Annotated in this window: 14 protein-coding genes; 5 read left to right on the top strand and 9 right to left on the bottom strand. The window is 62.4% G+C overall.

What is annotated here, in order from left to right; all coding sequences use genetic code 11:
* Positions 1 to 9: 9 nt before the first annotated feature.
* Positions 10 to 936, bottom strand: coding sequence for a universal stress protein (locus ACM6JQ_RS14330; RefSeq protein ID WP_095111538.1), 927 nt, complete (start codon positions 934 to 936; stop codon positions 10 to 12).
* Positions 937 to 1,185: 249 nt separating this feature from the next.
* On the opposite strand from ACM6JQ_RS14330, the gene ACM6JQ_RS14325 reads away from it, so the two are divergent.
* Complete coding sequence (locus ACM6JQ_RS14325) at positions 1,186 to 2,259, top strand: NAD(P)-dependent alcohol dehydrogenase (protein ID WP_134173893.1); 1,074 nt, start codon at positions 1,186 to 1,188, stop codon at positions 2,257 to 2,259.
* A 48-nt stretch (positions 2,260 to 2,307) separates the two neighbouring features.
* On the opposite strand, the gene ACM6JQ_RS14320 is transcribed toward ACM6JQ_RS14325, so the two are convergent.
* The 8 genes from ACM6JQ_RS14320 to ACM6JQ_RS14285 all read right to left on the bottom strand — a co-directional run bounded on the left by ACM6JQ_RS14320 (position 2,308) and on the right by ACM6JQ_RS14285 (position 9,371).
* Complete coding sequence (locus ACM6JQ_RS14320) at positions 2,308 to 2,871, bottom strand: GNAT family N-acetyltransferase (protein ID WP_414894044.1); 564 nt, start codon at positions 2,869 to 2,871, stop codon at positions 2,308 to 2,310.
* A gap of 157 nt (positions 2,872 to 3,028) precedes the next feature.
* On the bottom strand, positions 3,029 to 4,444 hold the full coding sequence (locus tag ACM6JQ_RS14315) for an ATP-binding protein (protein ID WP_414894043.1): 1,416 nt from the start codon (positions 4,442 to 4,444) through the stop codon (positions 3,029 to 3,031).
* Positions 4,441 to 5,103, bottom strand: coding sequence for a response regulator (locus ACM6JQ_RS14310; RefSeq protein WP_007910671.1), 663 nt, complete (start codon positions 5,101 to 5,103; stop codon positions 4,441 to 4,443). The genes ACM6JQ_RS14315 and ACM6JQ_RS14310 overlap by 4 nt, the downstream gene beginning before the upstream one ends.
* Before the next feature lie 11 nt (positions 5,104 to 5,114).
* A complete protein-coding gene (locus ACM6JQ_RS14305) occupies positions 5,115 to 5,759 on the bottom strand; it encodes a tetratricopeptide repeat protein (protein ID WP_414894042.1) in 645 nt (214 codons plus the stop codon).
* The gene (locus ACM6JQ_RS14300) at positions 5,756 to 6,565 is read right to left on the bottom strand and encodes an SDR family oxidoreductase (RefSeq protein WP_095111533.1); all 810 of its coding nucleotides are present in this window, start codon (positions 6,563 to 6,565) and stop codon (positions 5,756 to 5,758) included. The genes ACM6JQ_RS14305 and ACM6JQ_RS14300 overlap by 4 nt, the downstream gene beginning before the upstream one ends.
* Entirely contained in the window at positions 6,552 to 7,226 is a 675-nt protein-coding gene (locus ACM6JQ_RS14295) for a TenA family transcriptional regulator (protein ID WP_095047431.1), read from the bottom strand. The genes ACM6JQ_RS14300 and ACM6JQ_RS14295 overlap by 14 nt, the downstream gene beginning before the upstream one ends.
* On the bottom strand, positions 7,223 to 8,704 hold the full coding sequence (locus ACM6JQ_RS14290; protein WP_414894041.1) for an AMP-binding protein: 1,482 nt from the start codon (positions 8,702 to 8,704) through the stop codon (positions 7,223 to 7,225). The genes ACM6JQ_RS14295 and ACM6JQ_RS14290 overlap by 4 nt, the downstream gene beginning before the upstream one ends.
* Positions 8,694 to 9,371 carry a thermostable hemolysin gene (locus ACM6JQ_RS14285; RefSeq protein WP_414894040.1) on the bottom strand — a complete coding sequence of 226 codons (678 nt, stop codon included), beginning with the start codon at positions 9,369 to 9,371 and terminating at the stop codon, positions 8,694 to 8,696. Before ACM6JQ_RS14285 ends, ACM6JQ_RS14290 begins: the two co-directional genes overlap by 11 nt.
* A gap of 209 nt (positions 9,372 to 9,580) precedes the next feature.
* Between ACM6JQ_RS14285 and ACM6JQ_RS14280 the strand changes: the two genes are divergently transcribed.
* The 4 genes from ACM6JQ_RS14280 (at position 9,581) to dapF (ending at position 11,881) form a co-directional block, all read left to right on the top strand.
* A complete protein-coding gene (locus ACM6JQ_RS14280; protein WP_007910700.1) occupies positions 9,581 to 10,129 on the top strand; it encodes a cytochrome b in 549 nt (182 codons plus the stop codon).
* 223 nt (positions 10,130 to 10,352) lie between these two features.
* Positions 10,353 to 10,565: a DUF4287 domain-containing protein gene (locus ACM6JQ_RS14275; protein ID WP_414894039.1), complete on the top strand. Its 213-nt coding sequence runs from the start codon at positions 10,353 to 10,355 to the stop codon at positions 10,563 to 10,565.
* A gap of 13 nt (positions 10,566 to 10,578) precedes the next feature.
* Entirely contained in the window at positions 10,579 to 11,082 is a 504-nt protein-coding gene (locus tag ACM6JQ_RS14270) for a GNAT family N-acetyltransferase (protein ID WP_414894038.1), read from the top strand.
* A complete protein-coding gene (gene dapF / locus ACM6JQ_RS14265; protein WP_414894037.1) occupies positions 11,063 to 11,881 on the top strand; it encodes a diaminopimelate epimerase in 819 nt (272 codons plus the stop codon). The genes ACM6JQ_RS14270 and dapF overlap by 20 nt, the downstream gene beginning before the upstream one ends.
* The last annotated feature ends 7 nt before the right edge of the window (positions 11,882 to 11,888 follow it).

Raw genomic sequence — 11,888 nt, 5'->3', positions numbered from 1 at the left:
CGGCTGCGTTCAGTCGACCAGTACTTGCGGCGACACCACCCAGGCGCTGCAGGGCATTTTGTACAACAGCTGTTCCACCGTGCTACCGATCAACCGACCCAGGCCGCGATGGCCGATACGGCCCATGACGATCACATCGATGTCATAGGCATCGGCGTAGCTGCACAGCACGTTGGCCGGATTGCCCATGATCATGTGCTGGCGTTCCGGCGCAATGCCGTTGCGCTCGGCCAGTTCGCGGAATGCATCGCCTTGCGCATCGAACAGCGTTTTCGCCTTGCCCTCGGTGAAAAACGTCGAGGCGTTGCCAAAGCCGAACTCGTCGGCGCTGATTGATGACAGGTCGTAGGCATAGACCACATCCAGTTCGGCATCGCAGAGGCTGGCCAGTTTCGCGGCCTCGCGCAGGATACGGTCGTTGAAGTCGGCGTATTGCTCGTCGCGATGAAACGGATCAATCGCCGCGACGATCCGCCGGGGCCGTGCGTGCTGGACATGGCTGACGAAGTGCAGCGGTACCCGGCATTCGCGCAGCAAATGAACATCGAGCGGGGTGAACATCAACCGCGACATGAACGAGGCGTGCTGCAGATCCTTGATCAGCAGGGCCATCGGCTGCTCCTTGAGGTGAATCTGGATTTCATGCAACGGATTGTCGACCCACACCACTTCCGTGGTCACGGTCACGCCGAGGTGGCGCATGGGCCGCGCCTGGTCCTCTAGCCATTGATGGTGGCGCTCTACATAACCCAGGCGCATCTGTTCCAGGGCCTGCTCGTTGACCAATCCGGCGGTCGCCAGCCCTTCGAGGTAATCGAATGCCACGATGTGCAGCGCCGCCCCGGATGCCTTGGCCAGGGCCGCGGCCCGATCGAACGCAGGGCTGTGTTTCATCAGCGGTGAAGCTACCAGCATGAAACGTGCTTGCTCGGACATGACGAATCTCCTGTGGGTAGCGGCATTGGCCGGCCAGACGCAACGGCGTCAGTTCATGTTGCTCCGTGCCGCCGGGCGTGGCTTGATCTTTGTCAATGACGCGGCCCAATAATGCCCGCGTCCGACGTGCGGCATCGGCGATGCGCAATCCTGCATTGATTGATCGTTATCAACCTTGTGTCGGTCAGTTCGGCGCAGCCTTGGAAAGGTGCTGAACTCACTGCAAACACCTGCACAGGAGTCTTGATCATGGCCATGATGAAAGCGGCGATATTCGTCGAAAAGAATCGCATCGTGCTGGATGACAAACCGATCCCCGAGGTTGGCCCGTTGGACGCACTGGTGCGGATCACCACCACGACGATCTGCGGCACCGACGTGCATATCCTGCGCGGCGAGTATCCAGTGGCCAAAGGCTTGACCGTCGGTCACGAACCGGTGGGCGTGATCGAGAAGCTCGGCTCACAAGTCCGCGGATTTTTCGAAGGCCAACGGGTGATCGCCGGCGCCATCACCCCCAGTGGTCAAAGCTACGCCTGCCTGTGCGGCTGCGGCTCCCAGGACGGGCCGGACACCCGTCACGGTTTTCGCGCCACCGGCGGCTGGAAATTCGGCAATATCATCGATGGCTGTCAGGCGGAGTACGTTCTGGTGCCCGATGCCTTGGCCAACCTGTGCCCGATTCCCGACGGGCTGAGCGACGAACAAGTGCTGATGTGCCCGGACATCATGTCCACCGGGTTCTCCGGCGCCGAACGCGGCGAAGTCAGTATCGGCGACAGCGTTGCGGTATTCGCGCTGGGGCCGATCGGCCTGTGCGCGGTGGCCGGGGCGCGGCTCAAGGGCGCGAGCGTGATCATTGGTGTCGACGCGGTGGCCGAGCGCATGAGTGTCGCGCGGCAGTTGGGCGCGACCCATGTGGTCAATTTCAAGGACGGCGACGTGGTCGAGCAAATCATGGCGTTGACCGACGGGCGCGGCGTGGATGTGTCCATCGAAGCCTTGGGCACCCAGGGCACGTTCGAGTCTGCCTTGCGGGTGTTACGCCCGGGCGGACGCCTGTCGAGTCTGGGGGTTTACGCATCGGACCTGCGCATTCCCTACGATGCCTTCGCGGCAGGGCTGGGCGATTACAGCATCGTCAGCACCCTGTGCCCCGGCGGCAAGGAACGCATGCGCCGGCTGATGGCGGTGGTGCAAAGCGGTGGCGTCGATCTGTCGCCGCTGGTGACCCACCACTTCAAACTGGACGATATCGAAGCCGCGTATGAACTGTTCGCGCATCAGCGCGATGGGGTGATGAAGGTGGCGATCACGCCGTAACGGCAACGCGCCCCGCAACGTTTAAAGGTGCGGGGCGCAGGAATGTCGCTACAGACTCAGGCGATGAATGACCTGGTGCGGATCATCAGGATCGCTGTGGGTTTCAAAGCCCATTGATCGGGCGAGGTCGCGCATGCCCGTGTTGCTGGCCGAATCCACCGAATACAGATGTTTGAAACCGTTGTGCCGGGCAGCCTTGATCAAATGTTCCATCAGCAACGTGGCCAGGCCGAGGTGCATCCACTCATCGGCGACCGTGACGGCGCATTCACAGTCCTGCTCGCCCGTGGCGGCGTAGCGGCTGATGCCGATCTCGATCAATTCGCCATTTTCGTGAACCAGTGCGATGAAGGCCGCGCGTTGTTTGTAATTGACGTCCATCAACTGATCGAGCAACGCGGTGCCCGGCTCACTGATCTGTGCGAGAAAGCGCAGGTGTCGGGACTCGGGCGACAAGCGCTTGATGAAGGCATATTCGCGTTGGCGATCCTTGGCGGCCAGGGCACGGACCAAGACGTGGCGGCCATCCTTGAGCGACTCGATCCAGTATTCACCTTGGTGCGCGGCATAGGCCGGCGCCGCGCGGTCATTGTGGTCTTTGACAGTGAGCATGAGATGAGCCTCCATCGGGGCTGAACGAGCAACGCGCAGGAGAATGCGCTGAGTCTGTTCTACACCGATGTCAGCCCCGGGAACTGATCTGGATCAGATTCCGACACGCGGCCACTGTTTTTCAGCGGGCGATGGTGCTTCTGTTTCCGCAACAGGCTCAACTCTGCGGCGGTTCGCGGGTGCTGCGTTGCGATGCGGGGCGCGGATGCCCGTCGGGAATCGACAAGGTCGCGCGTAAACCACCTTCGGCGCGGTTGGCCAACGTGATTCGTCCGCCCAACTGCGTGGCGATGGTGTTGACGATAGTCAGCCCCAGCCCCGCGCCGTGGGCATTGCCGCGACTGTAGAAGCGCTCGAACAAGCGCGCCCGGTCCGCTTCATCGATGCCCGGCCCCTGATCTTCAACGCTCAAGTGATAGAAACCCTCGGCCTGACTGAGCAGCACGGTGATCACGCCGTGTTCGGGGGAGAAGTTCGCAGCGTTGGTGATCAGGTTGTTCAGGGCAATGTCGATCGTGCCGGGGCTGGCCATGATGTTGAACGGTTCAGCGCTGTCTTCAAATGCCAGTTCCAGGTGTTTGCTCAGCAACCATGGCGTCAGTTGCACCAGGCTGTTGCGCACGGTTTCGCTGAGGTCGATGGGTTGCAGCGGCGGTGGATTGGGTTTCGGCTCCAGGCGCGCCATGGTCAGCAACTGGTTGACCAAGCGACTGGTGCGGTCGACCCCGGCGATCAGAAACGCCAGCGATTCGCGGCGCTCCTGTTCGGTGCCAGCCTCCTGCAGATTCTGCGCATGCACCCGCAGCACCGCCAGCGGCGTGCGCATTTCGTGGGCGGCATCGGCGATAAAGCGCCGCTCGCGGCCAAGCACTTCCTGGATCTGCGCGAGCATGCGGTTGAGCGCCGCCTGCATCGGCTCCAGCTCACTGGGCAGCGGCGCCAGTTGCAACGGTTCCAGCGAACCGCTGTGGCGGGCGCGCAAGGTCTCGGCCATGTTCGCCAAGGGCTTGAGGCCCCAGCCGATGGCCAGCCAGACCATCGCCGCGAGCAGCAAGCTGCCGACCACATTCGGCCACAGGGTGTGGCGGACGATGCGGTCGACCAGATCGGCGCGCACATCGTCACGCTCACCGACCCAGATGCGCAGGCCGTTCTGTTTGTCTTCAAGGAGAAAGGCGCGCCAGTGCCGATTGTTCAGATCCACCACATCGCTGAAGCCGGGCTGAGTCGGCGGCGCCCTGAAGGACGGTGCGCTGGCGGTGTGCACCAGCACATCACCGGCAGGATTCCACACCTGAAAAGCGATTTTGCGTTCGTAAGGATGACCTTCGCCGCGCGGCACCGCTTCGCCCAGCGCCGAGTTGAACGCCTGGTACAGTTCGGCGTGCTGTTTGCTGGCCAAGGGCATGCGCATCACGCCTTGCAGCAGGCGCGCGTTCTGCGCCAATTGCGCGTCGTAGACTTCGGCGATTTCGTGGTTGCTGTCGTGCAGGTTGAAGGTGCTGAGCACCGCGAGGCCGGCCAGCAACAGGCCGATGATCAAGGTCAGCGTGCGGCGGCGGATCGAGGTCATCGACGCTCCTCCACCAGATAACCCACGCCGCGAATGGTGCGGATCAGGTCGGTGGAAAACTTCTTGCGCAGGTGGTGGATGTGCACTTCGAGAGTGTTGCTTTCGGCTTCTTCATTCCAGCCGTAAAGCAGCTGCATCAGTTGATCGCGGGTCATGACCCGGCCCGGCGGCGACAGCAGTTCGTGCAGCAACTGATATTCCTTGGGCGTCAGGGCCACGGGCTGGCCCTGATAGCTGACTTGCTGGGTGCCGGGGTTGAGGCTGATGCCGGCATGTTCGATCAACGCCTGGGCGCGCCCGGCACTGCGGCGCAACAAGGCGCGCAGGCGTGCCTTGAGTTCGTCCAGGTCGAACGGTTTGATCAGGTAGTCGTCGGCCCCGGCGTCGAGCCCGGCGATGCGATCTTCGGTAGCGTCGCGCGCGGTAAGAATCAGCACCGGCAGATTCGAACCGCTGTCGCGCAGGCGGCGCAGCACCTGCAGGCCGTCCATGCGCGGCAGACCGAGATCGAGCACGGCGACATCGAAGGTTTCGCTGAGCAGCGCATGCAACGCGCTGCTGCCGTCCTTGAGCCAGTCGACGGTGTAACCCTCGCGGCCCAGCGCCTGATGAATGCCTTCACCCAGCGCCACGTCATCCTCAACCAGTAATAAACGCACGCGGACTCCTGTCAGTCGAGTTTCTTGTTCACGTCCACCAGCAGGGCGGCGATCTCTTTGCGGCGCCCGGCATCGGCACTTTCGCGGCCCGGGCGCGGCGCGGCTTGCTGGGCTTTGAGCAGCGCAGCTTTGGCTTCAGCGTAGCGCTTCTGACGGTAGAGGTGATCGCCCCAGAAGTACAGACTGTCGATGCCGTTGGGGTTGAGTTGCAAGGCTTGCTTGAGCAGTTGCTCGGCCTTGTCGCTGTCGCCGAAACCGATGGGCCAGCCGGGCACGCGGTCATACAGTGCGGCGAGGCTGGTGTAAGCCGAGCCTTGCAGGGCTTTGGGGTCGAGGGTCAGGGATTTCTCCAGGTCAGCCTTGGCGTCCTTGGCTTTGCCCAAGGCACCGAGGCCGCCCTCGGCACCGGCCCAACTGCTGGTGACGATGCCTTTCCAGATCCACGCTTCGGCCACCGCCGGGCGCTGCGTGGTGAACGCGTTGGCCTCGCTGGCCAATTGTTCGAACGCGGCGGCGCGCTGTTTTTCCGCCACTTCATATTGAATGTGCGCCCAGCTCTGCTGGATGCCCTCGAGGCGTTGCTGGTCGGCCGGTTCCAGCGCCCAGACGCTTTGACTGAGGGCGGCGAGCAACAGGCATGCGGATAGTTTTTTCATGGCTTTGGCGACTCGTGGTCAGGTTTTTCACTGAGACGGCGGATCAACGGCAACTGCTTGCGCAGGCCTCGATCCACCAGATGCGGGAGCAGATTGTTCAGGCGGACGAAGAAGCGTTCCGGCCAGCCCAGGTAAAGGTCGCGGCGATCACCGGCAATCGCATGGATCACCGCTGAGGCTACGGTTTGCGGATCGTCGACGTTGGCCTTGAGTGCGTCGTTCAGTGCTTGCGCGGCGGCGCTGTTCATCGAGGTGCGCGTGGCGCGCGGCGCGACGTACAGCACGCTGACCCGGGTGTCGGCGAGCTCCCGGCGCAGTGCCTCGGAAAATCCGCGCAAAGCAAACTTGGTCGCGCAATAACTGGCGTAACCCGGGTAGCCGATCGAGCCGTAGGTCGAGCCGACGTTGACCACCATGGCGCTGTCGGCCTGCTTGAGCAGCGGCAGCAGCAGTTTGGTCAGGCACATCGGTGCACTGATGTTTACCGCCAGCATCGCGTTGATATCGCTGTCATCGAGCTGTTCGAGCATGGCGAAGTGATTGACCCCGGCGGCGTTGATCAGCAGGTTGATACCACCGATGGCTTCGGCGGCGACCAGCACTTTGCGCCGGTCGCTGAGGAAGGTCAGGTCAGCGGCGACCCAGCACAAAGACTCGGGGTAGCGCTTGAGCAACGGCAGCAGTGCTTCCTGATGCCGCGCCACCGCGAGCACATGGGCACCGGCGGCGCACAAGGTTTCGGCGATGGCCAGGCCGATGCCGCCACTGGCACCGGTCAGCACCACCCGCGCATCACGCAGCTGCATGTTGAGCCTCCGCGTCACGCGGCAAGCCACGGAACATGTCGGTGTACAGGCGATAAACGACTTTCGAGGCATGGATCACGGCGGCTTGATCGGCAGGATCTTCCAGCTGATTCATCAGGCGCCGATAGGTTTGCATGTGCTCGATGTCGAGCGAACCGTGGGAACTCAGGTAACTGAACGCGGTTTCCGGCAATGCCAGACGCTCGCGAATGCTGCCCGCCGCGTGGGTGGCCAAAGCGATGCTGGTGCCTTCGAGCACGTTGACCATGCCGAACAGACCCACCGGATTGCCCCGGGCGATCAGGTCATAAAGGAAGCTGACCATCAGCTCGATCGACAACGACGGCTGACCGTCGCGCACCGCATCACGATCACCACCACACGCGGCGATGTCATTGAGTACCCAGTGCTCGTGGCCGTATTCGTCTTCGATGTACTCGGCCACCGCTTTGCGCAGCCATTCCAGACGCGTCGGCAGGCGTGCACCGCAAGCCATCATCAGCGGCACGGTGTGACGCACGTGGTAATACGCCTGCGCGAGAAACGCCCGATAACTGTCGAGGCTGACCTTGCCTTGCAGGGCATCGACGATGATCGGCAGGTTGAACAGTTCGTGGCGTTCCTGTTGCGTGGCTTCTTGCAGGGTGTCAAAAAAACTCATGATGCGGACTCCTCGGAAACAGCGGATTCGGTCAATTGGTTGTGGTACTGCGCGACGATGGCATCGCGGCGCGGGCGGCCATTGGCGGTGAGCAGGCCATTGGCGGCGCTGAAGGGTTGCGGCAAGCGCGTCCACTGATGCACCTGGGCGTAATCGGGCAAAGCCTCGTTGGCTTCGGCGACGGCAGCGGCCAGTTCGGCATCGGTGCAGTCCGGACGATGTGGCCAGAGCAGGGCGTGGTTATGCGGCAAGGCCTCGCCGTAAACGAACGCCTGGGCGATATGGCGGCGCTGGGTCAGCTCCGACTCGACCCATTCCGGGTTGACGTTGCGCCCGAAACTGGTGACGAACTGGTGCTTCTTGCGGCCCTTGAGATAGAGAAAACCTTCCGGGTCGAACTCGCCCAGATCGCCGCTCGGCCACCACTCATCGGCGTACGGCGCGTCCCCCAGATAGCCGAGCAACGTCGAGCCCTTGATCAGCACTTCGCCGTCCTCGGCCAGCCGCACTTCGACATGCGGCAACGGCCGGCCGACGCTGCCGGGGCGGCGCGCGCCGGGGCGATTGAGGCACACCACCGAGGCGCATTCGGACAGGCCGTAGCCTTCGTAAACCGGCAGCCCGACCCGTTGCGCGCGGTGCAGCAGATCCTCCGAGACGCGCGCACCGCCGACAGCGGCAAAGCGTAGGGTTTGCGGGTCGAAGGCTTTTTGTTCGGCGGCGCTGACCAGTAACAACAGCAACTGCGGCACCAGGATCAGACTCTGCGGCGCACGGCTGGCCAGATAACCGAGCAAGCGCGGAATCTCGACGCCACTGGCGCCCTGAATGCCGAGGGTTTTCTGGCTCGGCAAACTCAGTGTCGCGCCGGCATACAGCGCGGCGTAGCAGCCGAGGTTCTCCAGCAGAATCGCCAACGGCAACAGCGCCAAGTGATGCTGCGGGCCGGTGGCTTCGCTGGCCTGATCCAGCTCCCGCGCGACCCGCAACAGGCTGTCGGCGCTCAGGCACACACCTTTCGGCGTGCCGGTGGTGCCGGAGGTGAAGGTGAGTTTTGCGGTACCGGCCGGCATGCGACTGGGGCCACTGAAGGAGCGGCACCAGAACTCGCCACGTTGTTCATAACCAGCCGCGAGCAATTCGGCGCCCAGCTCCGGCTCGGCGATCACCCGTTCGGCCTGGCTCTGTTGCAGACAATGGGCGCGCTGCGCCGCACTGAAAAACGGCGGCAGCGTCACGCAGGTCAGGCCTTCGAACAGCACGGCCAGATCCCAGAGCATCGCGTCGACGCCGTTGTCCAACGCCAGCGCAATCACTTGCGCCTGCTCGTCGCGCAGGCGCTCCTGGCGATACAACACTTCGGCGTACAGCGTGGCGTAATCGAGTTTCAGCGTGTCGCCCCACAGGGCCGTCGCGTGGTCATTGTGCCGGGCATGGTCGCGCAGGGTTTCCTGGAAGCGTTGCAGTTCAAGCGACATGACAGGCTCCTTCAATCGAACCCGGCAAACCCAAACGGGTAAACAGGCCGATATTGCGCAAATGGACGAACCCGGCGCGGATGTTGCCGACGTGCACCCAAGGTTTGCTTTCGTAATAACTGCCCCAGTGTTGACGCTCGTCACCCAATCGTTCCGGGTCAGCGGCGCACAATGTCACTGGCTTCAAACCCAGGCGATGGAAGCTGTTGACCAGGCCGATGTTGCCGGTGAACGTCACCCATTCCAGGCCGCCCATGGCCAGCAGATAGGTGATGGCGATGATGCTCAGGCGCGCGCTGCCGGTGTCGCTGGCGGCGAGATTGCCGACTTCGACGATGGCGCTGCGCTCGACAGCACGATCCGCCGCCGCGCTGATTAGCGGCTCGATCGGCTCATCCAGATAGCGCTCAAGGAACAGTGATTCCAGATGCGCGCGACGCACCCCGGCCACGGCACACAACTCGCCATCGCCGTTGTGCATGCCGAACAGCTCGGGCATGAAGTGACGGATATCGGCGCCATGGGCTTTGCGAAAGCGTTGCTGGATAAAGCTTTCAAACGTCGCTCGGAGAGTGTCGTCGGGCAGCGCGCCGGTCAGTGTCATCTGCGGTGTTTCGGCTTGACCGAAGCGCAGGGGCAGGGCGATGTTCCAGTCAAAATCGGGCATGGGCAGAACGCCTCCCTCAATAGGTTTGAGGCGAGTATCGGAGGCATTTCTTAACGAAGTCTGAAGGTGAAAAAAGGTTAACGTGAGGGTCTGTCTTCAGACTCTCTTAAGACTGGGCGGGCAGGGTAACGCCGTCGGTTCGCCCAACAACCGGAGCGAGGCGGTCGAACGAATCGGCCGTCACTCACGACAATCACGAGGCGCAGCTTATGACCCGCGACACCGCCGTAACCCGTTATGGAAAACTCTCAATCACCCTGCACTGGCTGATGCTGGCGCTGTTTGTCGGCGTCTACGCCTGCGTCGAAATCAAGGGCTACCTGCCCAAGGGCAGCGAAGCACGCGGCTTGCTGATGGGCTTTCACGGCCTGTTCGGCGCGAGCATCTTCGCCCTCGTGTGGATCCGCCTGCTCGGCCGCCTCAGCCCACGCCCACCGATCACGCCCAAACCCCCTGCGTGGCAGACCGGCATCGCGCACCTGACACACCTGGCGCTGTATGGGCTGATGATCGCCACGCCGATCCTCGCCTGGCTGATGCTCGCCGCCGCCGACAAACCGTTCCCGTACTTCGGCTTCCACGTCCCCGCGCCAGTGGCCATCGACCCGGACTTCGCCAAACAACTGAAGTACTGGCATGAACTGATTGGCAGCACGGGTTACTGGCTAATTGGGCTGCATGCGTTGGCGGGGTTGTTTCACCATTATTGGGTGCGGGATAACACCCTGGTGCGGATGCTGCCGGGCCGCACCGAATAACGCAGATATCACTGTAGGAGTGAGCCTGCTCGCGATAGCGGTAGTCCAGTCAGTGTCGGTGTTGACTGAACAAACGCCATCGCGAGCAGGCTCACTCCTACAGGGTTTTTCTGGTGTCTGGCAGAGCGGGGCAGTTGCCGGAACCGCACTTCGCGTCCACTCTATGCCATGCCGACAAGGAGCGTCCGCCGACCCTCCGTCGTGACCACAGGGAGCTTGCAGCATGAGCGAAGACAACAAGGTAAAAGGCTCGGCGTCATACTTTCCCTCCATCGAAAAAAAATACGGCCAGCCCATCGATCACTGGCTGAACCTGCTCGCCGGCATCAGCGACAAGAAACACATGGAACTGGTGGCATGGCTCAAGGACGAACACGGCATGGGCCACGGTCATGCCAACGCCTTGGTTGCGCATCATCTGGCGGGTAAAAAGTGAGGGCAGGGCAGCGATGAACTTCACCCACCGGCCAGTGACGGCCGACGACGTCAACACCCTCTGCAGCTTTCCCCAAAGCGAACAAGAGCTGTTCTTCATGTTCCCGAAAGCAAACTTCCCGCTGACGGAAGAGCAGATGCACAGCGCAATCAGCCAGCGCTTCGACTCCACGGCTTTTCTGGCCAACGGCGAGTTCGTCGGCTTCGCCAACTTCTACCGCGCTGAGCACGACGGCATCTGCTGCATCGGCAACGTCATCGTCGCGCCATACGCCCGAGGCCAAGGTGTGGCGCGGTACATCGTCGAAACCATGACCGCGCTGGGTTTCGAAAAATACCAGGCCAAGGAAGTGCAACTGTCCTGCTTCAACGAAAATACCGCCGGCCTGCTGCTCTACCCGAAACTTGGCTTCGTGCCGTTCTCCATCGAAGAACGCCCGGCGCCGAATGGTGGGCGCTCAGCGCTGATCAACATGATGCGCACCAGAGGCGCAGCGCATGCCACTCACCTTCCATAAGATGCACGCCAACGGCGATGACTTCGTCGTGATCGACTCACGTAACATTGCCAACCCCGTCACCGGCCAACTCGCCCGGAGCCTGGGTGATCGCCATCGCGGCATCGGTTTCAACCAACTCGCCGTGGTCCTTGATTGCGCAGACGCCGATGCGCGCGTGGAGTTCTGGAACGCCGACGGCTCAGCGCTCGACGTGTGCGGCAGCGCCACCCGTGGCGTGGCGGACAGGTTGATGCGCGAAGCCAGCCGAACATCAATCACCCTGCGCACCAACCGTGGCTTGCTCACCTGTGAACGCACGCCCAGCGGACTGATCGCTGTCGACATGGGCGAACCGTTGTTCGACTGGCAAGACATCCCTCTGGCGCAAGAACTCGACACGCTATTTCTAAAGCTCGCCGGCGCCCCAACCGCGTGCAACATGGGCAATTCGCACTGCACGTATTTCGTTGATGACCTCAGCGCCGTCGACATCACCGCCCTCGGCCCGAGCCTCGAAACCCATCCGTTATTTCCGCAAAAAACCAACGTCCATTTCGTGCAAGTCATCGACCGCCAACACATCCGCCTGCGCATCTGGGAACGCAACGGCGCCATCCCGCTCGGCTCCGGCTCCTGCTCATGTGGCGCAGCGGTCAACGGCATACGCCGAGGCCTGCTCGACCACACCGTCAAAGTCGAATGCGACGGCGGCCCCGTCACCGTCCACTGGAATGGCTCAGGCTCCGTAACCCTGAGCGGCCCGGTAGAACCCACTTTCTCCGGCACAATCCCCGACAGCCAACTCGACCTCAAGTGAACACAAT

This window comes from Pseudomonas sp. IT-232MI5, from assembly GCF_949767845.1.
Taxonomy (GTDB): domain Bacteria; phylum Pseudomonadota; class Gammaproteobacteria; order Pseudomonadales; family Pseudomonadaceae; genus Aquipseudomonas.
This window is presented reverse-complemented; position numbering and strand designations above follow the sequence as displayed.